Raw genomic sequence first — 23,568 nt, forward strand, 5'->3', positions numbered from 1 at the left:
CCTGATACGAGCCCCCCATGCGCTTTGATTTCGACACGATCCACCCCCGCCACGGCACCGGCAGCACCAAGTGGAACCGCTATCCCGCCGACGTGCTGCCAATGTGGATCGCCGACATGGACATCGCCGCGCCGCCCGCCGTGCTGCAGGCCCTGCATGCGCGCCTGGACCAGCAGATCCTCGGCTACAGCGTGGCCGGGCCGGATGTGCGCGAGGCGATCATTGCCGACCTGTGGGCCAAATACGCGTGGCGGGTGCAGCCGGAAGACCTGCTGTTTCTGCCTGGCGTAGAACCGGGTTTCAACATGGCGCTGCATGCCTTCGTGCAACCGGGCCAGCCGGTGGTACTGCAAACTCCCAACTATCGGCCGATCCGCCTGGCGCCCGCGCATTGGAACCTGCCGCGTATCGAAGTGCCGTTCGAATTGGTCAACGGCGAATACCTGACCCCACTGCCTGCCTTGCACCAGGCACTGACCGGCGCCGGCGCGTTGCTGTTGAGCAACCCGCACAACCCGATCGGCAAGGTGTTCCCGCGCGAAGAATTGCTGGCCGTGGCCAACGCCTGCCTGGAGCACGGCGCGTTGATCATCAGTGATGAAATCCACGCCGAGCTGTGCTTCGACGGCCGCCGCCACATTCCCACCGCGAGCCTCAGCGCCGAAATCGCCCAGCGCACCATCACCCTGATGTCGGCGAGCAAGGCCTATAACGTGGCCGGCCTGAAGACCTGCTTTGCGGTGGTGCAGAACGCCGAGATCCGCGAGCGCTTCAACCAGGCGCGCTGCGGCATGGTCGACAGCGTCAGCCCCCTGGGCCTGGAAGCCACCCGCGCCGCCTACAGCGAGTGCGGCGAATGGCTCGACGCGCTCAAAGAGTACCTGCAAGCCAACCGCGACTACCTGCTCGACGCCGTGCACACCCGCCTGCCCGGCGTGGTGATGCATGCGCCGCAAGGCACCTTCCTGGCCTGGCTCGATTGCAGCGCCCTGGGCCTGGACGACCCGCAGCAGTTCTTTCTCGAACAGGCCAAGGTCGGCCTGAGCGCGGGCATCGAGTTTGGCGACGACAGCCAGCAATTCGTGCGCCTGAACTTCGGCTGCCCACGGGCGATGCTCGAAGACGGCCTGCACCGCATGGAGCGCGCCCTGCGCCACCGCCAGGCTTGATGCGGAAAGGGGCTTGCCCCGATAGCGGTGGGTCAGATAAAGATCAGCTGACTGACACAACGCCATCGGGGGCAAGCCCCCTCCTGCATGTGGACCGGGTTTACAGCTTGGCGATGGACACTTCGGTGGACTTCACAAAGGCAATCACTTCACTGCCCACTTTCAATTCCAGATCACGCACCGAACGGGTGGTGATCACCGAGGTGACGATGCCGGACGCGGTTTGCACGTCGATTTCGGACACCACTTCGCCCAGCAGAATTTCCTTGATCACGCCCTTGAACTGGTTGCGCACGTTGATCGCTTTAATGGTCATGTCGGGTTTCCTTTTGGCTGTTGGGTCAATCCGCACGAATGCGCAGGCCCTCAAAATGCGCTATCGCAACGAACATTAAAAGGAATATATAACTCTTTATTTATTCGATACGGATATATATCAACTGTTGCCCAGCCAACAGTGGTTCAACAATCTGCCTTCCTCGACAACAACTCGAAACACGCAAACCCCAGCAAAACCGGCGCCGCAGCAGATGGCACAGAGACTGCATATTCCTATAAAGCATGATGGAACATGCCAACTCAATTTTCTGAATATAAGAAAAGACTTCTCTCACACGCCTTGCCGGAGCTGTTCCATGAAACCCTTCGCCCAACGTTTACTCGGCGCCTGCGCCCTCGCCCTGTGCCTGCAACCGCAAGCCTTCGCTGCCGAAACCGACCCCGCCGAAGTCAACCTCGACTACGCCTACTATTCGCCCGTGAGCCTGGTGCTCAAGCATTTCGGCTGGCTGGAGCAGGCCCTGCCCCAGAGCAAGGTCGGCTGGGTGCTGAGCCAGGGCAGCAACCGTTCCCTGGAATACCTCAATAGCGGCGGCGTGGACTTCGCCTCTTCGGCCAGCCTGTCCGCCGTGCTGAGCCGTGCCAACGGCAGCCCGATCAAGTCGGTGTACGTCTACAGCCGCGCCGAGTGGACCGCCCTGGTGGTTCGCAAGGACTCGCCGTTCAAGAGCGTCACCGACCTCAAGGGCAAGAAAATCGCCGCCACCAAAGGCACCGACCCGTACCTGTTCACCCTGCGCAGCCTGCAACTGGCCGGGCTGAAAAAGGACGACGTCGAACTCGTCCACCTGCAACACCCGGACGGCCGTACCGCGCTGGAAAAAGGTGACGTGGACGCCTGGGCCGGCCTCGACCCGCACATGGCCGCCAGTCAAATCCAGGCCGGTTCGCGCCTGTTGTACCGCAATAAAGACTTCAACAGCTATGGCGTGGTCAGCGTCACCGAAAAGTTCGCCAAGGCCCACCCGCAAACCATCGCCAAGGTGCTCGGCGCCTATGAAAAAGCCCGCGACTGGGCGGTAAAACACCCGGATGAGTTCGCCAAGCTGCTCGCCGATGAATCCGGCCTGCCGCTGGAAGTGGCCAAGCTGCAACTGTCGCGCACTGACCTGAGCACCCCGTTCCTGAGCAGCAAGGACGTGGTGGCGTCCAAGGCGGCCGCACCGATCCTGGTGTCCGAAGAGCTGGTGCGCAAGGGCGTGAATGTGGACCAGGTGATCGACCAGTTGATCGACACCTCGTTCGGCCAGTAAGGAGCCCGTGATGAGCAGCAAAAGCCAAGCATTGCCGCTGCCCGTACCGCTGGCGGCCAACCGTAGCGCCTGGCCGCGGCGGCTCAAGGGCCTGGCCTTGCCGGTGCTGATCCTGCTGGTGCTGGAAGTGGTGGTGCGCGTGGGCTGGTTGCCGTCCTACCAGATGCCGGCGCCGAGCGAGATCGCCGTGACCCTCGCCGACCTGGCCCAAGGCGCGCTGTGGAAGCACATCGGCGCCAGCCTCGGCCGTGTGCTGCTCGGCTTTGCCATCGGTGCCAGCCTGGCCCTGGTGTTCGCTGCCTGGGTCGGTTTGAGCCGCGAGGCCGAGGCGTATCTTGAGCCGACGTTCGCCGGGCTGCGCTCAATTCCGAGCCTGGCCTGGGTGCCTCTGTTGCTGTTGTGGCTGGGCATTGATGAAACCTCGAAAATCGTGCTGATCGCGATTGGCGCGTTTTTCCCGGTGTACCTCAATGGCGTCGCGGCCATCCGCGATATCGACCGCAAGCTGGTGGAGGTCGGGCAAATGTACGGCTTCAGCCGCTGGCGCCTGGTGCGCCGCATTCTGTTGCCTGCCGCCCTGCCCGGCCTGTTCACCGGGTTGCGCAGCGGCTTGAGCCTGGCGTGGATGTTCCTGGTGGCGGCCGAGCTGATTGCGGCCACCAAGGGCTTGGGCTACCTGCTCAGCGACGGGCGCGAAACCTCGCGCCCGGACATCGTGCTGGCGGCAATTATCGTGCTGGCGTTGTTGGGCAAGGTCAGCGATGGCCTGCTCGCCGCGCTGGAGAAACGCTGCCTGGCGTGGCGCGATACCTTTCAGGGGGCCGAACAATGAGCGCGCAGCCTTTGCTGGATATTCACGTGGCGCGCAAAAGCTTTGCCAGCACCACCGTGCTGCAAAACGTGCGCCTGGCGTTGCAACCGCGCGAAGCCGTGAGCCTGTTAGGGCCCAGCGGTTGCGGCAAAAGCACCTTGCTGCGCATCGTCGCCGGGCTGGAAAAGGACTTTCAGGGCGAACTGCGCAGCCCCGACGGCGAAGTCGCCTTTGTGTTCCAGGAACCCCGGCTGATGCCCTGGCTCACGGTGGAACAGAACATCGGTTTCAGCGACGACAGCCACTATGACAAGGCCTGGGTCACGCAGTTGATCGAGGAAGTCGGCCTCAAGGGCTTTGCCCAGGCGTTGCCCAAGGCCTTGTCCGGTGGCATGGCGCAACGGGTGGCGATCGCGCGGGGCCTGTATTCACGCCCGCAGGTGCTGTTGCTCGATGAACCCTTCAGCGCGGTGGATGCCTTTACCCGCATGAAGCTGCAGGATTTGCTGCTGCAACTGGCCGCCCACCATGCCATCGCCCTGCTGCTGGTGACCCATGATGTGGACGAAGCGCTGTACCTGAGTGATCGGGTGCTGGTGATGGATAACCGGCCGAGCAGCATTCGCCAGGAACTGACGGTGGATTTACCGCATCCGAGGGACCGGCGTGATCCGCGGCTGGCGCAGCTCAAGGCGTTGTCGTTGACCGAGTTGCAGCGCGCGCATGTGATCTGAGAACAATGCTGTGCAAATGTGGGAGGGGGCAAGCCCCCTCCCACATTGGCTCTCTGGTGTGTTCAGGAAAGTGTTACCCAGTACTTGGTGCGAGCCTGCACTTTAAAGCCATGGGTTTGGGCCAATAGGTGGAGGATGCGGTCGGTATCGTCGAGGCGGAAACTGCCGGTCACCCGCAACGCCTCCAGGCTTGGGTCCCAACGCAGCACACCCGGCCGGTAGCGCTCCAACTCCCGCAGGAAATCCCCCAGCGGTTGGTTCTGCGCCGTCAGCACGCCGTCACGCCAGCCCAGTTGCAGCACATCAAACGCTGCCCAGGCGCCAAGCCCGCTGGCTTTCAACGGCGCCTGCTGGCCGCCCTGCAGCGTCGCCAATTGCCCGTTCAAATCACGCACCTGCACCGCGCCCTTGAGCACCGACACCAGGCAGCCGCTCGCCTGTTGCCGCACGCACACCTCAGCCTGGCTGACACGCAACTGGCCGTAACGGGTGTACACGGTCATGGCCGTGGTGCCCGGTACGTTCAGCGCCAGTTCACCATCCACCAGGGTGATGCGCCGCTGCGCCAGGTCCACGTCCACCGCCGTCGCAGTGTTGAGTTGCAGGCTGGCGCCCTCGGCCAGCGACAGGCGTTTACGCTCGCCGGTGGCGGTGTGCAGGTCGGCGCGCCAGGCGTCGAGGGGCAACTGGCGGCTAAGCAGCCACGCGGCCGGCACCAGCGCGGCCACGCCGAGGGCACGTTTGAGTACGGCGCGACGGCCGGGTTGCGGGCGGTCGAGGCTGGCCATGGCCAAAGCCTGGGGCAAGGCGCTGAAACGCTGGCGCAGGGATTGGGCTTTCTGCCAGGTCTGTTCGTGCTGGGGATGGCTGTCACGCCAGTGCTGCAAGGCAGCGTGGTCGCGCTCCGTGGCCGCGCCGGATTCCAGCAGCGCCAGCCACTGGGCAGCAGCGCGGGCGACGTCGCGGCTCACAGGTCCACCAGCAAACAATGTTCATAGGCCTGGGCCATATAGCGTTTTACCGTGCGCTCGGAAACGTCGAGACGCTCGGCGATCTCGCGGTAGCCCAGCCCTTCCAGTTGGCTCCAGAGGAACGCGCGGCGTACCAGCACCGGCAAACCATCGAGCAGCTCGTCCAGGGCCTGCAGGGTTTCGAGCACCAGCCAGCGCTGTTCCGGCGACGGCACACTGGCTTCGGGCAAGCTGGCCAGGGCATTCAGGTAGGCCTGTTCAAGGCTGCGGCGCTGATGGAAATTCACCAGCAAGCGCTTGCCGACGGTGACCAGGTACGCCCGTGGCTCCTGCATCTGCGCCAACGGCTGGGCACTGGCCAGCACGCGCAGGAACGTGTCCTGGCTCAGGTCGGCCGCATCCCAGGCATTGCCCAGGCGCCGCCGCAGCCAGCTTTCCAGCCAGCTGCGATGGTCGCGGTACAGGCTCGATAACGTCAGCTCGGGGGCGTGGGTCGGGACAACGGCATCATTCATGGCAAGCAACCTGCGCGGCGCGAGTGAGTCTCAAATGAGATTCATTCTATTTAATATCCCGCCGCGACACCATGCTCTTTTCAACATTGCGTTCAAAGCATCGCCGCTTTCTGTCGCAGCAGGTCGATAAACAAGCCCAGCTCACGGCTGACGCCCTCGCCTTTACGCAGTAACAGGCCAAAGGGTGCGAGTCGCACATCCAGGGCGATGGGCAGCGCCACCACCAGGCCCATTTTCAGGTAATCGCGCAGGGCGCTTTCCGACAGCACCATCACCGCGTCGGTCAGCTGGATCAGTTGCTGCATCGAATACACCGAGCTGCACTCGATGATGTCCGCCGGGCTGGGCAAGGCCAGGTCCTGCAACGCCTGGTCAAAGCCGATACGCGCCGGGCTGGTTTGCGGTTGCAGGATCCACGGCCAGTCGCGCACCAGCTCGGCCAGTTCCAACTGTTCACGTTGCGCCAGCGGGTGGCCGGCGTGCACCACCACCAGCATGCGTTCGTTGCCCAGGGGTTCGAAGCTGTAGTGCTCGGCGTCGGTGGCGGCATTGCGCCGGGTAATGGCCAGGTCGATACGCCCCTGCTCAAGCAGCTGGATCACCTGGTCGCTGGTGTCGCCCATGATGCGGATGCGCAGTTGCGGGTTCAGCGACTTGATCTGCGCGATGCAGTCCATCACCAGGTCCGGCGCGGCGCCCATGATGGTGCCGATGGACAGATACCCGTAGCCGCCCTGCTGGCGCGCCATCAAATCCTCGGCGCAGCGGTCGAGGCCGCTCAGGGCCGATTCGGCAAAGCGGATCAGCTCCTGGCCCAGCGCCGTGGGGCGCATGCCCCGTGGCAGGCGCTCGAACAGGTCGCAGCCGAACATGTCCTCGATCTCGCGCAGCATGCGCGTGGCCGCCGGTTGCGACATGTTCAGCGCCTGGGAGGCGCGGTGCAGGTTCTGGCTGGAACTCAACGCCACCAGCATATGCAGGTGCTTGTAACGCAGGCGGTTGAACAGGCTGCGGGAGATGACCGGGCTACTCATGGAACTCCTTTTTATCGATACCCTGAGGGTATCACTTGTAAGCTAGATTCGATTTGTAGCGCATTGCTCGGCCGCCGTACAGTCCGCCCCATAAGAACAAAACATCGGACTCCACTATGAAAACGCTGCCTGCGCCCCTGCTCGCCAAGATTTCCTGGCGGCTGCTGCCCTTTCTGCTGTTGATGTACATCATGGCGTTCCTCGACCGCGCCAACGTCGGCTTCGCCAAGCAAGCCTTCCAGGCCGATACCGGCTTAAGCGATGCCGCCTTCGCCTTTGGCGCCGGGGTGTTCTTTGTCGGCTACGCGCTGCTCGAAGTACCCAGCAACCTGATCCTGCACCGTGTCGGCGCCCGCCTGTGGATGTGCCGCATCATGGTCAGTTGGGGCCTGATCTCGGCGGCGATGGTCTTCGCCCATAACGAAACCAGCTTCTATGTGTTGCGCTTTTTGCTCGGCGTGGCCGAAGCCGGCTTCTTCCCCGGCGTCATCCTCTACCTCACCTATTGGTTCCCCCAAGCCGTGCGCGGCAAGGCCATGGGCTTCTTCTATTTCGGCGCGCCGCTGGCGTTTATCTTCGGCAGCCCGTTGTCCGGTTTGCTGCTGGAAATGGACGGCTTCCAGGGCCTGCACGGCTGGCAATGGCTGTTCGCGGTGGAAGGCCTGATGGCCACCGCCGTGGGCATTTGGGCCTACTGGTACCTGGACAACCGCCCTGCCGATGCCAAATGGTTAACGACCGATGAGCGCCAGCAGATCCAGCGCCTGCTCGACCAGGAAGACCAGCACAAAACCTCACACGGCCGCAGCCTGTTGACACTGTTGTGCCAGCCATCGGTGCTGTACCTGTGCCTGGTGTACTTGCTGATCCAGGCCAGCGTATACGGCGTGGTGTTTTACCTGCCCACCCAGGTCGGCGATCTGCTTGGCACCAAGGTCGGCTTGATGGTCGGCCTGGTCTCGGCGATCCCGTGGCTGTGTGCGCTGTTCGCCGCCTGGTGGATCCCGGCCTATTCCGACCGCACCGGCCTGCGTCGCCAGACCGCGTGCCTGACCCTATTGATGGCCGCCGCCGGCATCGCCTGCTCGGTGACCTTCGCCAACCCGTTGCTGGGCATGCTCGCGCTGTGTTTTGCCGCCTCGGGGTTTATCGCCGTGCAGCCGGTGTTCTGGACCTTTCCCTCCAGTTACCTGGCCGGCAGCGCTGCGGCGGCGGGCATTGCACTGATCAACTCCTTCGGGGCCCTCGGCGGCTTTATCGCGCCGGTCATCAAGCATTGGGCCGAAGGCGCCTTCCACTCTCCGGCGGCCGGTTTGTACCTGCTGTCCGCCACCACCGTACTGGCTGCATTGCTGGTGCTGGGCATCCATTCACCCGGCCGCAACGCGTCGAACACGCCGGCCACCGTTTAACGTCAGGAGTCTTACCATGGGTCATCTCACCATCAAACACGTGCGCGCCTTTGTACTGCGAGGCGGCGGCGCCGACTACCACGACCAGGCCGACGGCCATTGGATCGACGACCACATCTCCACACCCATGAGCAAATACCCCGAGTACCGCCAGAGCCGCCGCAGTTTCGGCATCAACGTGCTGGGCACCCTGGTGGTGGAAATCGAAGCCAGCGACGGCACCGTCGGGTTTGCCGTGACCACCGGCGGCGAGCCGGCGGCGTATATCGTCGAAAAACACCTGGCGCGCTTTATCGAAGGCGCGCGAGTCACCGACATCGAAAAAATCTGGGACCAGATGTACCAGTCCACCCTCTACTACGGTCGCAAGGGGCTGGTCATCAATACGATTTCCGGCGTCGACCTGGCGCTGTGGGACCTGCTCGGCAAGCTCCGCCAGGAGCCGGTGCACCAATTGCTCGGCGGCGCGGTACGCGACGAACTGCAGTTCTACGCCACCGGCGCGCGCCCCGACCTGGCGCAGAAGATGGGTTTTATCGGCGGCAAGATGCCCCTGCACCACGGCCCCAGCGAAGGCGAAGAAGGCCTGCGCAAAAACCTCGAAGCGCTGGCCACCATGCGTGAACGGGTCGGCCCGGATTTCTGGCTGATGCTCGATTGCTGGATGAGCCTGGACCTCAACTACGCCACCAAACTGGCGATCGGCGCCCATGAACACGGGCTCAAGTGGATCGAAGAAGCCCTGAGCCCCGACGATTACTGGGGCTACGCCGCGCTGCGCAACAAGGTGCCCAAAGGCATGCTGGTGACCACCGGCGAACACGAAGCCACGCGCTGGGGCTTTCGTATGCTCCTGGAAATGGGCTGCTGCGACATCATCCAGCCCGACGTCGGCTGGTGCGGCGGCCTGACCGAACTGGTGAAAATCTCCGCCCTGGCCGACGCGCACAACGCCATGGTCGTGCCCCACGGCTCGTCGGTGTACAGCTATCACTTCGTCGCCACCCGCCATAACAGCCCGTTCGCCGAGTTCCTGATGATGGCGCCCAAGGCTGACGAAGTGGTGCCGATGTTCCATCCGCAATTGCTCGGTGAGCCGGTGCCGGTGAATGGCCGCATGCGCCTGTCGGCACTCGACAAACCCGGCTTCGGCGTGGACCTGAACCCGGATTGCCAACTGCACCGTCCCTACAACCGCTGAGGAACGCCGTCATGACTATGCCCCGCAATGGCTTCAAGGCCGCCCTGGCGCAAGACGCCACCCAGTACGGCATCTGGGCCGGTTTCGCCACCGGCTACGCCGCCGAAATCGTCGCCGGCCTCGGCTACGACTGGATGCTGATCGACGGCGAGCACGCGCCCAACACCGTGCCCAGCGTGCTCAATCAATTGCAGACCGTAGCGCCCTACGCCACGGCGCCGGTGGTGCGCGCGGTGAATGGCGACGCGAGCCTGATCAAGCAACTGCTCGACGTTGGCGCCCAGACCTTGATGATTCCCATGGTGGAAACCGCCGAACAGGCCCAGGCCCTGGTGCGCGCCATGCGTTATCCACCGCATGGCATTCGTGGCGTCGGCGGCGGCCTGACCCGCGCCACGCGCTGGGATGGCGTGGCGAACTACCTGCACACCGCCCATGAAGAGCTGTGCCTGATCGTGCAGGTGGAATCGCGCCTGGGTGTGGAAAACGTCGCGGCGATTGCTGCCGTCGAGGGCGTGGATGCGGTCTTTATCGGCCCCGCCGACCTGTCCATCGGCCTCGGCCACGCCGGCAACCCTGGCCACCCCGAGGTGCAGGAGCGCATCAAGCAGGCGGTGGACGCCACCCTCGCCGCCGGCAAGGCCTGCGGCATCCTCGCGCCCAATGAAGAAGACGCCCGCCGCTACCAGGCCTGGGGTTGCCGCTTTATCGCCGTGGCCATCGACATCAGCCTGCTGCGCCAGAGCGCCCTGGCCACCCTCGCCCGCTATCGGCCCGATGCCGATGCAAAACCGCAATCACGTACTTACTGAGGAGCAGCCCATGTCATCCGTTCCCGTGTACCAGAACTTTATCAACGGCCGTTTCGTCAGCAGTGAAGCGCATCTCGATGTGCTCAACCCGGCCACCGGTGCGTTGCTGTCCAAGGTGCCCGCCTCCACCGCCGCCGATGTCGAACAGGCCCTCGCCGCTGCACGCGGTGCGCAAAAAGACTGGGCCCGCAAGCCGGCTATCGAACGCGCCGGGCACCTGCGGCGCATCGCCGCCAAGCTGCGCGAAAACGTCGCGCACCTGGCCCGCACCATTACCCTGGAGCAAGGCAAGGTTACGGGCCTGGCCGAGGTCGAGGTGAATTTCACCGCCGACTACCTCGACTACATGGCCGAGTGGGCGCGCCGCATCGAAGGCGAGATCATCACCAGCGACCGTCCCAACGAAAATATCTTTCTGTTCCGCAAGCCCCTGGGCGTGGTGGCGGGCATCCTGCCGTGGAATTTCCCGTTCTTTCTGATCGCCCGCAAAATGGCGCCGGCGCTACTGACCGGCAACACCATCGTGATCAAGCCCAGCGAAGAAACCCCGAACAACTGCTTTGAATTCGCCAAGCTGGTGGCCGCCACCGACCTGCCCGCCGGCGTGTTCAACGTGGTCTGCGGCGACGGCCAGGTCGGCGGCGCCCTCACCGCGCATAAAGGCGTGGACATGATCAGCTTCACCGGCAGCGTCGCCACTGGCTCGCGAATCATGACCGCTGCCGCGCCGAACATCACCAAGCTCAACCTGGAATTGGGCGGCAAGGCGCCGGCCATCGTGTTGGCGGATGCCGACCTGGACCTGGCGGTCAAAGCCATACGCGACTCGCGCATCATCAACACCGGCCAGGTCTGCAACTGCGCCGAGCGGGTGTATGTGGAGCGCACAGTCGCCGATCAGTTTATCGAGCGCATCAGTGCGGCGATGACGGCCACGCGCTACGGCGACCCGCTGGCCATGGCCGATGCGGAAATGGGCCCGCTGATCAATCGCCAGGGCCTGGAGAGCGTCAACCGCAAGGTACGCACCGCGCTCAGCCAGGGCGCGAGCCTGGTCAGCGGCGGGCAGATCGCCGACCTTGGCGCGGGCTTTCACTTCCAGCCGACGGTACTGGCCGGCTGCCGCGCCGACATGGAGATCATGCGTGAAGAGATCTTCGGCCCGGTGCTGCCGATCCAGATTGTCGATGACCTCGACGAAGCTATCGCCCTGGCCAACGACTGCGACTACGGGCTGACCTCGTCGATCTACACCCGCGACCTGGGCAAGGCCATGCACGCGGTGCGCGAAATCGACTTTGGCGAAACCTACGTCAACCGCGAAAACTTCGAGGCCATGCAAGGCTTCCATGCCGGGGTGCGCAAATCCGGAGTCGGCGGCGCCGATGGTAAGCACGGCCTGTACGAATACACCCACACACACGTGGTGTACCTGCAGAGCTGAGGTGGTGAAACGGGCCGTCGCGCGGTAGCGTGCTGGCCCTTCCAAATGTGCTTCTGATAAGGACTGCCCCATGCCCCTGATTCCCTATAGTGGCCCGATCATCGACAGCCATCTGCACCTGTTCGATCCGCGTCGCCCCCAAGGCATCCCGTGGCCCGAGCCCGGCAACGCGTTGTATGCCGCGCATTTGCCGGCCGACTACTGGACCCTCGCCGCCCCACACAACGTGGTCGGCGCCATCGCGGTGGAAGCCAGCCCGTGGCGCGACGACAATCGCTGGCTGCTGCAAGCCCTGCGTGGTGAGCCGCGCATGCTCGGGTTTGTCGGCAACCTGGACCCGTTGCACGCAGACTTCGCCGCTGACCTTGCAGCGTGGGCCGACGAGCCGCTGTTCCTCGGCCTGCGCTATGGCAACCTGTGGGACCGCGACCTGCTGCTGGACCAGACGCGCCCCGGGTTTATCGACGGCCTGCGCCAACTGGCCGCCTGCGGCCGTGGCCTGGACAGTGCCAACCCCAACCCGCGCTTGATCAAGGGCCTGCTGCACCTGAGCGATGCCCTGCCGCAGTTGCGCATCATCGTCGACCACCTGCCGAACGCCCAGGTCCCCGCCGGCGAAGAGGCCGCTTACCACGCCGACCTGCTGCGCCTGGCCGAACGGCCGAATGTATTCGCCAAGCTGGCGGAGATTCCCCAGCTCGGGCCGCAGGGCCTGATCACCGACACGGCGTTCTACAACGACCGCCTGGCGGTGTTGTGGGAAGCCTTTGGCGAAGACCGCTGCTTCTTCGGCAGCGACTGGCCCAACAGCGATCACCTGGCCGACTTCGCCACCACCCTGGGCCTGGTAAAACGCTGCCTGGCCGACAAGCCCGAGGCCGTGCAGGCCAAGTTTTTCCGGCACAACGCGCTGCGTATCTACACATCGGCCAAGGGAGCGCAGTGATGCCGACCCGTGCCTTTCGCATGAACCTCAACCCCGGGCAGGCCGATGAGTATCGCCGGCGCCACGCGCACATCTGGCCGGAACTGGCCCAAGCCTTGCTGGATGCCGGGGTGGTGGATTACCGGATTTTCCTCGATGAAGCCACCCACTCGCTGTTCGCCGTACTCACCCACACGGACGACCATGGCCTGGATGCCCTGCCCGGCACCGCGTTGATGCAACGCTGGTGGCACTACATGCAAGACATCATGCCCAGCCACGCGGACGCTTCGCCGGTCAGCGTCGACCTGGTGCCCATGTTCCACCTGGCTCGCCCCTGAGCCCATTGACCCACAACAACAATAAAAAGGATTCGACTACGTGGAAATCATTCTCCTTGGTGTGATTCTGCACTTTATCGGCGGCTTCGCTTCCGGCAGTTTCTACATCCCTTACAAGAAGGTCCGCGGCTGGGCCTGGGAAAGCTACTGGATCACCGGCGGCCTGGTGTCCTGGCTGATCGTGCCGCTGATTGCCGCGCAATTGACCGTGCCGGGTTGGGTCGACATCCTGCGCAACGCCGACACCTCAACCTTGCTGTGGACCTATCTGTTCGGCGTGCTGTGGGGCATTGGCGGGCTAACCTTCGGCCTGACCATGCGCTACCTTGGCCTGTCCCTGGGCATGTCCCTGATCATGGGCCTCACCTCGGCGCTCGGTGCGTTGATGCCGGCGCTGTACCGCGACCTGTTCACCGATGCCACCGAAGGCACCTTGACCTCAATGCTGGCCTCCCAGGGCGGGCATTGGGTGTTGTGGGGTGTGGCGGTGTCGCTGGTCGGGATCGCGGTGTGCGGCAAGGCCGGGCTGATCAAGGAACGGGAAGTGTCCGAGGCGGTGAAGTTCGCCAGTGTCAGCGAGTTTTCCCTGGGCAAGGGCATGCTGGTGGCGGTGATTTCCGGCGTGCTCAGTGCGTGTTTCAGCTACGGCATTTCCGCCGGCCGGCCGCTTGCTGCGGCGGCGGTGGAACACGGCGCCAACAGCCTGTTCCAGAACAACGTGACCTTTATGGTGATCATGTGGGGCGGCCTGACCACCAACGGCATCTGGTGCCTGTGGCTGAACTGGCGCAACCGCACCTTCCATAACTACCTCGACCGCAGCACCCCGCTGCTGGGCAACTACTTGCTGGTGGCCATCGCCGGCACCCTGTGGTTCCTGCAGTTTTTCTTCTACGGCATGGGCGAAAGCCGCCTGCAGAACGACGCCAGTTCGTGGGTGCTGCATATGTCGTTCATCATCATCGTGTCCAACTGCTGGGGCCTGTATTTCCGCGAATGGCACGGCACCAGCGCCGCCAACAAGGGCGTGCTGGTCGCCGGCATCGCGGTGATCCTCGGCGCCATCGCCATGGTCGGTTACGGCAATTACCTCGGCTGAAGCCGCTCATTTTTGAAGGAGTATTTTTATGTTGCTTGCAGACAAAACCGTGATCATCACCGGCGCCTCCCGTGGCATCGGCCGCGCCGCCGCGCGTGAATGTGCACGCCAGGGCGCCCGTGTGGTCATCGGCCACAGCGGCAGCGGCCAGGGCACAACCGCCGCCTTGTCACTGATCGAAGAGATCCAGGCCTTTGGCGGCCAGGCCATCGAAGTGGGCGGCGATGCTGCCGACCCGGACACCGGCGACAAGCTGGTGGCGGGCGCGGTGAAGGCCTTTGGCAGTGTCGACGTGTTCGTCAACAACGCCGGCATCTGCCCGTTCCACTCGTTCCTCGACATGCCCCGCGAGGTCTACCTGAAAACCGTCAACACCAACCTCAACGGCGCGTATTTCGCCGTGCAGGCGGCGGCCAACCAGATGAAGAACCAGGGCCGCGGCGGCGCGATCATCGCCGTCAGTTCCATCAGCGCCCTGGTGGGCGGCGGCATGCAAACCCACTACACGCCGACCAAGGCCGGCCTGCATTCGTTGATGCAGTCTTGCGCGATTGCATTGGGGCCGTATGGCATTCGCTGCAACTCGGTGCTGCCGGGCACCATCGCCACCGACATCAACAAGGAAGACCTGGCCGACACGGAAAAACTCGCCTACATGACCGCCCGCACGCCACTGGGTCGCCTGGGTGAGCCAGATGACGTGGCCGGGCCGATCGTGTTCCTGGCCTCGGACATGGCGCGCTATGTGACCGGCGCGTCGTTGCTGGTGGACGGCGGGTTGTTCGTCAACCTGCAGTAACCCCGCCCCCTCCAACACCACAATTCCAATGCGAGAGGGGGCTTGCCCCCGATAGCAGAGTGTCAGTCAGTGCAGCTGTGGCTGGTACACCGCTATCGGGGGCAAGTCCCCTCCCACAAGGGATCTCTGTGTGCCTGAAATTTGTGCAGTCCCTAATAAAAACAACAATCCAAGGAGCATCCCATGCGCACTACCTACCCCCTGGCCCTGCTCTGCAGCGCCCTGTCCACCTGCGCCTACAGCGCCCCCGCGATGCTCGGCGACTGGAACGGCCTGCGCCCGCAGTTGGCCGAACAGGGCTACGATTTCACGCTCAAGTATGTCGGCGAAGTCGGCAGCAACCTCGGTGGCGGCTACAACTCCCACACCACCGCACGCTGGAGCGACCAGCTGATTCTCGGCGTGGACATGGACCTGCAAAAACTCCTCGGCTGGCAGGACGCAACCTTTCGCATCGGCATCGGCGAGCGCCATGGCAAGGACATCACCAACGACCGCGTGCACCAGCCCAACGCCACCGGCCTGACGTCGACCATGGAAGTGTTCGGCGGCGGCAATGCCTGGCGGCTTTCGCAGTTCTGGTATGAGCAGAAATTCTTCGAGCGCAAGCTGGCCCTCAAACTCGGGCGCTTCGGCCACGGCGAAGACTTTGACCAGTTCCCCTGCGAATTCCAGAACGTGACCCTGTGCGGTTCCCAGGAAGGCAACTGGAACGGCGTGTGGAACAGCTTCCCGATCAGCCAGTGGGCGGTGCGCGCCAAGTACCAGTTCACCGATGAGTTCGCGATGCAGGTCGGCGCCTACGACAAGAACCCCGGCAACGCCGAAGCCAGCAACGGCTTCAAGCCCTTTATCAGCGGCTCCCAGGGCACCAGTTTCCCCATCGAAGCGATCTGGAAGGGGCGCATCGACGGCCTGAGTTCGGAATACCACGCCGGTTACTACTACGCCAACGCCGACACCAAGGACATGCTCAAGGACGCCGACGGCAACTTTGCCGCCAGTTCACAGAAGCCTTATCGGATGTATTCCAGCAACAGCGGTTGGTGGTTGTCGGGCCAACAGCAACTGACCACGGTGGACGGCGACAACAAACGCGGGCTCAACGTGTTCGCCAACCTGACGGTCAACGATCCCGACAAGAGCGTGATTAAAAACCTGATCCAGGTTGGCCTGATCTACCGTGGCCCGTTCGACTCACGGCCTGCCGACACCTTCGGCATCGGCGCGTCGAAACTGCAGGTCAGCGACCGCTATACGCGCAACACGCAAATGCTCAACGCCGCCAATGGCGTGACGGCGATCGATGACCCGCTGTATGTGCCCGAACAACGCCGCGAGTACAGCTACGAGGTCAACTACGGCGTACAGGCCACCCCCTGGCTGATGGTGCGGCCCAACCTGCAATACGTGAAATACCCGGGCGGGCTCACGCAGACCAACGGTGCCGTGGTCGGTGGCGTGCAGTTTATCGCCGACTTCTAGCCTTCCTCGCCATCAAACACCTGCCCGCGTCGCACGATGCTGGCAGGTGCCAGCACCGCCCCCGGCGCGAGCACCGCATTGGCGCCAATGCGGCACTGGTCACCGAGCAGCGCGCCGAACTTGTCGCAACCGGTACGCTGCAATGCCCCGTCGACGCGCACCAGCACCTCCTTGTCCACGCGCTCGTTGCGGTAGTTGGCGACGATGCTGCCGGCCTCCAGGTTGATGCCGTGGCCCAACACCGAATCGCCGACAAAGTTGAAGTGCGCCAGCTTGCTGCCACTGAACATAAAGGTGGTTTTAAGCTCCGCGCCGGGGCCGATGATGCAGCGCGCGTCCACCCAGCAACCACCGCGCAGCAGCGAGCCGGCGGCGATAAAACATTCAGGGCCGATGATCAGCGGGCCCTTGAGCAAGGCGCCGGCTTCAACGGTGGCGGTGCGGTGGACGGCGACTTCATCGTCGATGCGGTAATCGTCGGCGGGCAGTTGCGTGAGAAGCTGGCGCACAATCGCCGGGGCCTGGCTGACCAGCGCCCAGGGGGCCAGGTCAGCCCAGGGCGCGAGCGGGGATTGGGCAATGTGTGCGATGTAATCGTAAAGTCGGATCACGGTGAAACCCTCTGCAAATTGGATTGGTCGGCTGGGCACTCAAAGACCGCGCTTGCGCAGCCACTGCAGGAAGCCCTTCTTGACCGGCACCACCGGTGCGTCCTGAGTCAAGGCCTGCGCGGCGTGCACGCGAAAATCCAACAGCGCCTTCATCGCTTCGCTGATGTCGTGGCGCGCATCCAGGCACGGCTTCAAGTATTCCTTCTCGATGCGGTACAGGGTGCAAAAGGTCTTCGCGGAAAAATCCGCCAAGGTGGCTTCATCCGACAGAATCCCCGCCTCGCCAATCACCTCGCCCGGCCCCATGCGGCCGGCCTCGAACGTGTGGCCGCCCTTGACCAGCATCACCGACACCACGCCGGACTCGACGATGAACAAATGATCGCTGACCTCGCCGGCCGGCAGGATCATCTCGCCGGCGCGGTAGCTGTGCAGGCTCATGTTCTGGCTGAAGGTGTCTTTTTCTTCCTGGCGCAGGGTCGAGAAAATCGACGAACGCTCCAGCAACGCCCGCGCGGCGGACATGGCCGGCGGCGCGCCGCTTTCGGTGGCCGACAACACGCCCACGCCCGCCGCCTGCAAATGCCGGAAGGCCAGATCGTAAAGCTGGTTGCGCACCTCGCGCTTGAGCGCCATGGCCGGCACGAAGCCGCTGATTTCATACTCCACACCGCCACTGGCCGAAGTCTTGAACGCCACACTGGGCGGCGGCTTGGCCAGCAGTGGCCGGCAACCCTGCATGGCACGCTCCAGCGCTTCGATCACGGTTTGCGGCCGCGCATGGGGGCTGACCTGCAGGCTCACCGCCAGGCCGAACATGTCCGCCGGGCGCGAAAAGTTGATGATCTTGGCCTTCGCTGCCAGCGAGTTGGGGATCACCGCCATGCTGCCCTGGGAGGTTTGCAGGCGTGTGGCGCGCCAGTCGATGTCGGTGACGCGGCCTTCGGTGCCGTCGATGGAGATCCAGTCATCCAGTTGGTAAGGCTTGGTGGTGTTGAGCACGATCCCGGAAAACACATCGCTGAGGGTGCTTTGCAACGCCAGGCCGACGATGATTGCCACCGCGCCGGAGGTGGCGAGCACGCCCTTGACCGGCAGATCGAGCACGTAGGCCAGGGCGGCGATGATCGCAATCAGAAAGATCACCGCGCCCATCAGGTCCTGCAACAGCCGGCCGGTATGGCCGACCCGCTGCATCATCAGCGCGCCGAGCAACACCGTGAGGGTGCGCGCCGCGAACAGCCACCAGCCGATCTGCAAGGCCGTGGCGGCCAGGTGCAAGGCGGTGTTGTCGGCATAGGGCGCGAGCTGCATGGGGTTCATGCCGTCGTTGAACAGCACGGCACTGAACACTGCAAAGATCACCAACCGCGCCGCCAGCTTCCAGTTGGCGAGATTGGCGGAGATCAGGCGCCACACGGCGATGTCGATAAAGATCAACGCCAGGGCGCACAGCATCGGGTGTTCAGCGATAAATGAGGGCATCCAGGCGACTCCAGGGCGAATGCCGAGAAGATCGCATGAAATGCCCCCGCAGGGTATAGCCGGTGTGCTTACATCTGCCCGAAACGGCCAGACTGGAAGTCGGCAAACGCCTGATGAATCTCCTGCTCGGTATTCATCACAAACGGGCCATGGCCGACGATAGGCTCATCGATCGGCTCACCACTGAGCAGCAGCACCTTGGCGTCGTCGCTGGACTCCAGGGTGAGCTGGCTGCCATCGCGCTCGAACAGCGCCAATTGCCCAGGCCGCGCGACCTCTTCGCCGTTGACCAGCACCGTGCCTTGCAGGATCACCAGGGCGGTGTTGCGCCCAGCGTGCAGGTCGAGGGTTACCGGCTTGCCGGCGTTGAGGCGCAGGTCCCACACGTCTATTGGCGTGAAGGTGCGTGCAGGCCCCTGGGCGCCGGCGAATTCACCGGCGATCAGGCGCACGTGCCCGGCGTCGTTGGCCAGCGGCAGCACGGGGATGTCCGCGTCGACGAGGGTCTGGTAACCCGCGTCGGCCATTTTGTCCTTGGCCGGCAGGTTGACCCACAGCTGCACCATCTCCAGCGCGCCGCCTTTGCGGGCGAAGGCTTCGGAATGAAATTCCTCGTGCAGGATGCCCTTGGCGGCGGTCATCCATTGCACATCGCCGGGGCCGATCTTGCCGCCACCGCCGGTGGAATCGCGGTGTTCGACTTCGCCGGCGTAGACGATGGTCACGGTTTCAAAGCCGCGATGCGGGTGCTGGCCAACACCGCGACGCTGATCTGTCGGGGTGAAATCGGCCGGGCCGGCGTGGTCCAGCAACAGGAACGGGCTGATGTGTTTGCCCAGGTTGTCGTAGGAAAACAGCGTGCGCACCGGGAAACCGTCGCCGACCCAATGGCCGCGTGGGCTGGTGTAAATGCCGATGAGTTTTTTCATGGTGGTCCTCCAAAGTGCATACACCATAAAACCGATAACAATCTGGCGCTAGCCGGCAAAAACAGCCCTGAGCGTCCCACTCATGGAACGGTATGCCGACCCATCGCCACAAAAACAACGTTAATGATAATGACTCGTAGTAGTATCCGCCCTCTCCCGCTCAACCCTTCGAGGGCTGCAATGCCGTTTGCCTCTGCGCCTGTCGCGCCGCGCGTACTGGTGGTGGATGACCACCGCAAAATCCGCGAGCCTTTGGCTACCTACCTGCGCCGCCACACCTTCGAGGTACGCACCGCCGAAGACGCCGCCGGCATGTGGCAATTGCTCAAGACCCAAGCGTTCGACGTGGTGATCCTCGACGTGCTGTTGCCGGACGGCGACGGCTTTGAGTTGTGCAACCAGTTGCATCGACGCAGCAACACCCCGGTGATCCTGTTGACTGCCCGCGACACCGCCGCCGACCGCGTGCGCGGCCTCGACCTGGGCGCCGACGACTACGTGACAAAACCCTTCGAACCGCGCGAACTGGTGGCGCGCATCAACAGCGTGTTGCGCCGCCAGGGCCGCAATACCGGGCCCGCCGCCCCCAGCGGTGGCCCGCAGGCGTACCGGTTTGCCGGCTGGCATTTCAGCGTATGCAGTGCAACGTTAACCCGTGACGCCAGCCCGGCGGTCCAGCTCAGCACAGTAGAAAGCCGATTGCTGCAAGTCTTCCTCGCCCACCCCAACACGTTGCTGCCGCGCGAACGCTTGATCGACCTCACCGCCGCCGCCGACAGCGATGTGAGCGACCGCGCCATCGACCGCCAGGTCAGTCGCCTGCGCCGCAAGCTGGCCCAGGGCGATCCCACGCTGGACCTGCTGCGCACCATCTGGGGCGGCGGTTACCTGCTGGCCGCCGAGGTCAGTGAATGCGCGCCTTGAGCCGGCTGTGGCCGCGCACCCTGGCGGGCCAGCTGAGCCTGTTGCTGCTGCTGGCGCTGCTCGCCTCAAACGCCATCGCCATGCTGTTTCTGCAGCGTACCGGCAGCCTGATCCACCCGCTGTCGCGCAGTTTCAGCCTGGAGCGCTTGAGCATCGCCCATCACACCGCGCTGGACCTGACCCCGGTTGAAACCGCGCACCTGCTGGCCGCCATGAGCACCGACGGTGCGCGTTTCTGGATGGCCCCCACGCCGGACGTCGCGCCATTTGAGCTGCGCCCCGAAGAACGCCGCCTGGCCGGCGAACTGCGCAACCGTCTGCAACTGGATAACGCCACCGCCATCGGCATGCAGCTTGAGCGCATCAGCGGCGCCGATGCCCGTACCCATGTGTTCAGCCCCGCCGGCTGGGCGCCGTTGCGCCTGCGCAGCAGCATCGCGCTGCCCGGCGGGATGTACCTGAACGCCGTGCAATTTCCCGCCGGCGCCTATGAATGGAGCCGCGTGCTCGCCTACAGCCTGCCGGTGACTACCCTGCCGGTGTTGCTGATCGTGATGTTTTTCATCGCCCGCGTGGTGCGCCCGGTCAGGACCCTGGCCCAGGCCACCGAACGCGTGAGCCGTGGTGAATGGATCGCGCCGCTGCCCGAGCGCGGCCCGCAGGAAGCCCGGCACCTCACCGCGGCCTTCAACACCATGCAGGCCAACCTCGCCCGGCATGTGGAAGGCCGCACGCGGATGCTCGCCGCGGTCAGCCATGACCTGAACACGCCGATCACCGAATTGCGCCTGCAAGTGGAGTTGCTGGAGCCCGGCGCCACCCGCGATGACATGCTCGAAAGTCTCGCCGAGTTGAGCGCGATGGTGCGCGAAACCCTGAACTTCGTACGTGACGATGCGGTGCAGGAAGCCACCGCCACGGTATCCCTGAGCAACCTGCTGGATGACTTGGCCAAGCGTTACCAGCGCCTGCAACAGCCCGTCACCTGGTCCGGTGCTCCAGCGCTGCTGCTGACCTGCCGTCCATTGGCGCTCAAACGCGCGCTGACCAACCTGATCGACAACGCCCTGCACCACGGCGGCGACGCCCACCTGAGTGTGTTGCGCGAGGACAGCGGCTGGCTGCGCATCGAGATTCTCGACCACGGCCAGGGCTTGCCCGAAGACTGGCTGCACAAAGTCTTCGAACCCTTTGTGCAGCGCGGCGTCGGTGACGGCGGCGTGGGGTTGGGCCTGGCGATTGCACGTTCGTGCATCCAGGCCCATGGCGGCGAGCTGGTGTTGGAGAATCGCGCACCGGCCGGCCTGTGCGCAGTGGTGCGCTTGCCCGCAGCGCTTTAGAAGTTCAGCGTGGCGCCCATCCACAACGTGCGACCGTAGTTCACGGTGCCGTAGGTTTCATCGTCCAGGCGCTTGTCGGTGAGGTTGTTGAGGGAGGCGTTGAGGGTCAGCGAATCGGTCACATCAAAGGAGCCGCCGAGGTCGGCGGTGGTGTAGCCCGGGGCCGGTTCGTCGGTGATCGTGTTGCCGGTTTCTTCACCGTAATAGCTCAGCGACGCCCAGGCCTGGGTGCGGTCGTTGATGGTCCACTCCGTGCGCACATTGGCCTTTTGCTCTGGCGTGAGGGCCAGGGGCGCACCTTTGTTGGCGCCGCTTTTCTGCTCGGAATCGGTATAGGTGTAGTTGGCCTTGAGCAGCACGCTGGGGTTGATGTCCCATTGGCCGTTCAGCTCCACGCCCTGGATGATCGCTTTGTCGACGTTGACCCGCTCCATGATGATGTAGTTGTTCCAGCGCCGGTCGGTGGTGACGGTGGAGAGCTTGTCCTGGAAGTCGTTGTAGAACAGCGTCACGCCGCCCGACAGGTTATCGCGGTTGCTCCACAGCGCCGACACTTCATAGTTGGTGCTGGTTTCGGGTTTGAGGTCGGGGTTGCCGAACATCACGAAGCGATTACGGCGCAGGTAGGCGTAGTCCTCGACCACCGCACGCAACTCCGGCGCCTTGAAGCCACGGGCGATGCCGCCCTTGAGGGTCCACTGTTCGGTGGCGCGCCACACGCCATAGACCCGTGGGCTGAAGTGGGCGCCGTACTCCTCGTGCTCATCCAGGCGCAGGCCGGTGGTCAGCGCGAAGCTGTCGGTGACCGACCATTCGTTTTCGGCGAACAGCGCCTTTTGCACCACCGAGAACTTATAGTCGACGCGATCCCCCAGGCCCTGGTTCCAGTCGGTCAGCTCGCTTTCATTCCATTGCAGGCCCACGGTGCTGACGTTGTGCGCAGTGGGCACCACCAGCTTGGCGTCGAACACGGTGTTCTTGATTTCGGGTTTGCGCCCGTAGATATCGGTTTGCGCAGGCGTGGCCTTGCCTTCGCGGCTGGAGGTTTCCTGGGACAGCGCGACGTCGGAGGTGGCCCAGCCCCAGCGGCCCTGGTGCGACAGCGACCAGTGATCGCGATTGTTTTCCTGCTCGCGGGTGGCCCAGTTGGCGCTGATGCCGTCGCCGTTCTTCAGGCGCGTGGCGCCGGCTTCCAGCAGGATGTCGTGGTCGAGGGTCGGGGTGAAGGCCAGGCGCGCGGTGAGGTCGCGGTGGTCGGCTTTGCTGAAGCCATTGGTCTGCTCGATGTCGTTGTCCGCCTGGCGATCCAGGTAACGGCCCCACACCTGCAAGCCGAGGAAGTCTTCCTTGAGCGGGCCGCTGAGGTAGAACTGGGTCTGGCGCGCGTTGCCCTGGTCGCTGTGCTGGCGTGCCGAATAATCGTAGCCAATCGAGCCGCCCCAGGTCGGCGAGACCTTGCGCGTGATGACGTTGATTACCCCGCCAATCGCGTCCGAACCGTACAGCGACGACATCGGCCCGCGCACCACTTCAATCCGCTCGATGGCGGCGGCCGGCGGCACGAAGCTCTGCTCGTAACCACTGTTGCCATTGACCCGCGATTCCCGCGCGCTCTGGCGTTTGCCGTCGACCATGATCAGGGTGTAATCGGCCGGCATGCCCCGGATCGAGATGTCGGTTTCATTCGCGCCGCCGTTGACGGTCACGCCTTCCACATCGCGCACCGCATCGCCAAGGTCACGGTAAGACTTGCGCCGCAGCGTCTCGCCATCAATCACCGTGACCGACGCCGGCGCATCTTCCACACTTTGGGCGAAACCTGCGGCCGTCACCACCACATCATTGAGCGCCAAAGGCTCGTCGGCATGGGCGTTGAAGCTAGCGGCCACCAGCAGGGCCAGGGGTGTGAAGCGAAAAGCAGGAAGCATGGGCGTG

Annotated in this window: 23 protein-coding genes; 15 read left to right on the top strand and 8 right to left on the bottom strand. The window is 64.0% G+C overall.

Features of this window, described 5'->3' with window-relative positions; genetic code table 11:
• The first annotated feature begins 17 nt into the window (after positions 1 to 17).
• Positions 18 to 1,169: a MalY/PatB family protein gene (locus tag AC0IYH_RS01955; RefSeq protein WP_471832825.1), complete on the top strand. Its 1,152-nt coding sequence runs from the start codon at positions 18 to 20 to the stop codon at positions 1,167 to 1,169.
• Between the two features lie 100 nt (positions 1,170 to 1,269).
• Here AC0IYH_RS01955 and AC0IYH_RS01960 read toward each other — a convergent pair whose 3' ends face one another.
• Positions 1,270 to 1,485 (bottom strand): TOBE domain-containing protein, encoded by a 216-nt coding sequence (locus AC0IYH_RS01960; protein ID WP_003173733.1) that lies wholly within the window; start codon positions 1,483 to 1,485, stop codon positions 1,270 to 1,272.
• Positions 1,486 to 1,804: 319 nt separating this feature from the next.
• On the opposite strand from AC0IYH_RS01960, the gene AC0IYH_RS01965 reads away from it, so the two are divergent.
• The 3 genes from AC0IYH_RS01965 to AC0IYH_RS01975 are packed head-to-tail and all read left to right on the top strand — an operon-like array spanning position 1,805 to position 4,306.
• The gene (locus AC0IYH_RS01965; protein WP_116628143.1) at positions 1,805 to 2,761 is read left to right on the top strand and encodes an aliphatic sulfonate ABC transporter substrate-binding protein; all 957 of its coding nucleotides are present in this window, start codon (positions 1,805 to 1,807) and stop codon (positions 2,759 to 2,761) included.
• 10 nt (positions 2,762 to 2,771) lie between these two features.
• Positions 2,772 to 3,593 carry an ABC transporter permease gene (locus tag AC0IYH_RS01970; RefSeq protein ID WP_471832826.1) on the top strand — a complete coding sequence of 274 codons (822 nt, stop codon included), beginning with the start codon at positions 2,772 to 2,774 and terminating at the stop codon, positions 3,591 to 3,593.
• Positions 3,590 to 4,306 (top strand): ABC transporter ATP-binding protein, encoded by a 717-nt coding sequence (locus tag AC0IYH_RS01975; protein WP_122772259.1) that lies wholly within the window; start codon positions 3,590 to 3,592, stop codon positions 4,304 to 4,306. The genes AC0IYH_RS01970 and AC0IYH_RS01975 overlap by 4 nt, the downstream gene beginning before the upstream one ends.
• A gap of 62 nt (positions 4,307 to 4,368) precedes the next feature.
• On the opposite strand, the gene AC0IYH_RS01980 is transcribed toward AC0IYH_RS01975, so the two are convergent.
• From AC0IYH_RS01980 to AC0IYH_RS01990, 3 genes are all read right to left on the bottom strand, one after another.
• Positions 4,369 to 5,277: a FecR domain-containing protein gene (locus AC0IYH_RS01980; protein WP_471832827.1), complete on the bottom strand. Its 909-nt coding sequence runs from the start codon at positions 5,275 to 5,277 to the stop codon at positions 4,369 to 4,371.
• Positions 5,274 to 5,792, bottom strand: coding sequence for a sigma-70 family RNA polymerase sigma factor (locus AC0IYH_RS01985; protein WP_116628147.1), 519 nt, complete (start codon positions 5,790 to 5,792; stop codon positions 5,274 to 5,276). Before AC0IYH_RS01985 ends, AC0IYH_RS01980 begins: the two co-directional genes overlap by 4 nt.
• A gap of 92 nt (positions 5,793 to 5,884) precedes the next feature.
• Entirely contained in the window at positions 5,885 to 6,826 is a 942-nt protein-coding gene (locus tag AC0IYH_RS01990; protein WP_116628148.1) for a LysR family transcriptional regulator, read from the bottom strand.
• Positions 6,827 to 6,942: 116 nt separating this feature from the next.
• Here AC0IYH_RS01990 and AC0IYH_RS01995 point away from each other — a divergent pair, with 116 nt between their 5' ends.
• The 9 genes from AC0IYH_RS01995 to AC0IYH_RS02035 all read left to right on the top strand — a co-directional run bounded on the left by AC0IYH_RS01995 (position 6,943) and on the right by AC0IYH_RS02035 (position 16,344).
• Positions 6,943 to 8,238 carry an MFS transporter gene (locus AC0IYH_RS01995; RefSeq protein ID WP_471832828.1) on the top strand — a complete coding sequence of 432 codons (1,296 nt, stop codon included), beginning with the start codon at positions 6,943 to 6,945 and terminating at the stop codon, positions 8,236 to 8,238.
• Positions 8,239 to 8,254: 16 nt separating this feature from the next.
• Positions 8,255 to 9,439, top strand: a complete 1,185-nt coding sequence (rhmD, locus tag AC0IYH_RS02000; protein ID WP_471832829.1) for an L-rhamnonate dehydratase — start codon at positions 8,255 to 8,257, stop codon at positions 9,437 to 9,439.
• An 11-nt stretch (positions 9,440 to 9,450) separates the two neighbouring features.
• Positions 9,451 to 10,251 carry an aldolase/citrate lyase family protein gene (locus AC0IYH_RS02005; protein WP_471832830.1) on the top strand — a complete coding sequence of 267 codons (801 nt, stop codon included), beginning with the start codon at positions 9,451 to 9,453 and terminating at the stop codon, positions 10,249 to 10,251.
• A 10-nt stretch (positions 10,252 to 10,261) separates the two neighbouring features.
• Entirely contained in the window at positions 10,262 to 11,695 is a 1,434-nt protein-coding gene (gene aldA, locus AC0IYH_RS02010) for an aldehyde dehydrogenase (RefSeq protein ID WP_471832831.1), read from the top strand.
• Positions 11,696 to 11,765: 70 nt separating this feature from the next.
• Positions 11,766 to 12,641: an amidohydrolase family protein gene (locus AC0IYH_RS02015; protein ID WP_471832832.1), complete on the top strand. Its 876-nt coding sequence runs from the start codon at positions 11,766 to 11,768 to the stop codon at positions 12,639 to 12,641.
• The gene (gene rhaM / locus AC0IYH_RS02020) at positions 12,641 to 12,961 is read left to right on the top strand and encodes an L-rhamnose mutarotase (RefSeq protein ID WP_471832833.1); all 321 of its coding nucleotides are present in this window, start codon (positions 12,641 to 12,643) and stop codon (positions 12,959 to 12,961) included. Before AC0IYH_RS02015 ends, rhaM begins: the two co-directional genes overlap by 1 nt.
• Before the next feature lie 40 nt (positions 12,962 to 13,001).
• A complete protein-coding gene (gene rhaT / locus AC0IYH_RS02025; RefSeq protein ID WP_116628154.1) occupies positions 13,002 to 14,060 on the top strand; it encodes an L-rhamnose/proton symporter RhaT in 1,059 nt (352 codons plus the stop codon).
• Positions 14,061 to 14,088: 28 nt separating this feature from the next.
• Entirely contained in the window at positions 14,089 to 14,859 is a 771-nt protein-coding gene (locus AC0IYH_RS02030) for an SDR family oxidoreductase (protein WP_122772264.1), read from the top strand.
• Between the two features lie 183 nt (positions 14,860 to 15,042).
• Positions 15,043 to 16,344 carry a carbohydrate porin gene (locus AC0IYH_RS02035; protein WP_471832834.1) on the top strand — a complete coding sequence of 434 codons (1,302 nt, stop codon included), beginning with the start codon at positions 15,043 to 15,045 and terminating at the stop codon, positions 16,342 to 16,344.
• Here AC0IYH_RS02035 and AC0IYH_RS02040 read toward each other — a convergent pair.
• From AC0IYH_RS02040 to AC0IYH_RS02050, 3 genes are all read right to left on the bottom strand, one after another.
• Positions 16,341 to 16,955, bottom strand: a complete 615-nt coding sequence (locus AC0IYH_RS02040; RefSeq protein WP_116628181.1) for an LbetaH domain-containing protein — start codon at positions 16,953 to 16,955, stop codon at positions 16,341 to 16,343. The two genes, AC0IYH_RS02035 and AC0IYH_RS02040, sit on opposite strands and share 4 nt — an antisense overlap.
• Positions 16,956 to 16,994: 39 nt before the next feature.
• Positions 16,995 to 18,440 carry a mechanosensitive ion channel domain-containing protein gene (locus AC0IYH_RS02045; protein ID WP_471832835.1) on the bottom strand — a complete coding sequence of 482 codons (1,446 nt, stop codon included), beginning with the start codon at positions 18,438 to 18,440 and terminating at the stop codon, positions 16,995 to 16,997.
• Positions 18,441 to 18,508: 68 nt separating this feature from the next.
• A complete protein-coding gene (locus tag AC0IYH_RS02050) occupies positions 18,509 to 19,369 on the bottom strand; it encodes a pirin family protein (protein ID WP_122772267.1) in 861 nt (286 codons plus the stop codon).
• 180 nt (positions 19,370 to 19,549) lie between these two features.
• Between AC0IYH_RS02050 and AC0IYH_RS02055 the strand changes: the two genes are divergently transcribed.
• Together AC0IYH_RS02055 and AC0IYH_RS02060 are read left to right on the top strand one after the other, a co-directional pair.
• Positions 19,550 to 20,293: a response regulator transcription factor gene (locus AC0IYH_RS02055; protein ID WP_122772268.1), complete on the top strand. Its 744-nt coding sequence runs from the start codon at positions 19,550 to 19,552 to the stop codon at positions 20,291 to 20,293.
• Between the two features lie 20 nt (positions 20,294 to 20,313).
• On the top strand, positions 20,314 to 21,633 hold the full coding sequence (locus AC0IYH_RS02060) for an ATP-binding protein (RefSeq protein ID WP_471832852.1): 1,320 nt from the start codon (positions 20,314 to 20,316) through the stop codon (positions 21,631 to 21,633).
• Here AC0IYH_RS02060 and AC0IYH_RS02065 read toward each other — a convergent pair.
• Positions 21,630 to 23,561, bottom strand: a complete 1,932-nt coding sequence (locus tag AC0IYH_RS02065) for a TonB-dependent receptor domain-containing protein (RefSeq protein WP_471832836.1) — start codon at positions 23,559 to 23,561, stop codon at positions 21,630 to 21,632. The two genes, AC0IYH_RS02060 and AC0IYH_RS02065, sit on opposite strands and share 4 nt — an antisense overlap.
• Between the last annotated feature and the right edge of the window lie 7 nt (positions 23,562 to 23,568).

This window comes from Pseudomonas sp. AC463 (assembly GCF_979253585.1).

What these genes read in the sequence shown, in the direction of transcription:
- AC0IYH_RS02015 (WP_471832832.1), top strand. Translation starts at nt 11,766, where the DNA reads ATGCCCCTGATTCCCTATAGTGGCCCGATCATCGACAGCCATCTGCAC.
- AC0IYH_RS01960 (WP_003173733.1), bottom strand. Translation starts at nt 1,485, where the DNA reads ATGACCATTAAAGCGATCAACGTGCGCAACCAGTTCAAGGGCGTGATC.
- AC0IYH_RS01955 (WP_471832825.1), top strand. Translation starts at nt 18, where the DNA reads ATGCGCTTTGATTTCGACACGATCCACCCCCGCCACGGCACCGGCAGC.
- rhmD (WP_471832829.1), top strand. Translation starts at nt 8,255, where the DNA reads ATGGGTCATCTCACCATCAAACACGTGCGCGCCTTTGTACTGCGAGGC.
- AC0IYH_RS01995 (WP_471832828.1), top strand. Translation starts at nt 6,943, where the DNA reads ATGAAAACGCTGCCTGCGCCCCTGCTCGCCAAGATTTCCTGGCGGCTG.
- AC0IYH_RS02055 (WP_122772268.1), top strand. Translation starts at nt 19,550, where the DNA reads ATGCCGTTTGCCTCTGCGCCTGTCGCGCCGCGCGTACTGGTGGTGGAT.
- AC0IYH_RS02045 (WP_471832835.1), bottom strand. Translation starts at nt 18,440, where the DNA reads ATGCCCTCATTTATCGCTGAACACCCGATGCTGTGCGCCCTGGCGTTG.
- AC0IYH_RS02050 (WP_122772267.1), bottom strand. Translation starts at nt 19,369, where the DNA reads ATGAAAAAACTCATCGGCATTTACACCAGCCCACGCGGCCATTGGGTC.
- AC0IYH_RS02035 (WP_471832834.1), top strand. Translation starts at nt 15,043, where the DNA reads ATGCGCACTACCTACCCCCTGGCCCTGCTCTGCAGCGCCCTGTCCACC.
- AC0IYH_RS02005 (WP_471832830.1), top strand. Translation starts at nt 9,451, where the DNA reads ATGACTATGCCCCGCAATGGCTTCAAGGCCGCCCTGGCGCAAGACGCC.
- AC0IYH_RS01970 (WP_471832826.1), top strand. Translation starts at nt 2,772, where the DNA reads ATGAGCAGCAAAAGCCAAGCATTGCCGCTGCCCGTACCGCTGGCGGCC.
- rhaM (WP_471832833.1), top strand. Translation starts at nt 12,641, where the DNA reads ATGCCGACCCGTGCCTTTCGCATGAACCTCAACCCCGGGCAGGCCGAT.
- AC0IYH_RS01975 (WP_122772259.1), top strand. Translation starts at nt 3,590, where the DNA reads ATGAGCGCGCAGCCTTTGCTGGATATTCACGTGGCGCGCAAAAGCTTT.
- AC0IYH_RS01985 (WP_116628147.1), bottom strand. Translation starts at nt 5,792, where the DNA reads ATGAATGATGCCGTTGTCCCGACCCACGCCCCCGAGCTGACGTTATCG.
- AC0IYH_RS01990 (WP_116628148.1), bottom strand. Translation starts at nt 6,826, where the DNA reads ATGAGTAGCCCGGTCATCTCCCGCAGCCTGTTCAACCGCCTGCGTTAC.
- AC0IYH_RS02030 (WP_122772264.1), top strand. Translation starts at nt 14,089, where the DNA reads ATGTTGCTTGCAGACAAAACCGTGATCATCACCGGCGCCTCCCGTGGC.
- AC0IYH_RS01965 (WP_116628143.1), top strand. Translation starts at nt 1,805, where the DNA reads ATGAAACCCTTCGCCCAACGTTTACTCGGCGCCTGCGCCCTCGCCCTG.
- AC0IYH_RS02065 (WP_471832836.1), bottom strand. Translation starts at nt 23,561, where the DNA reads ATGCTTCCTGCTTTTCGCTTCACACCCCTGGCCCTGCTGGTGGCCGCT.
- aldA (WP_471832831.1), top strand. Translation starts at nt 10,262, where the DNA reads ATGTCATCCGTTCCCGTGTACCAGAACTTTATCAACGGCCGTTTCGTC.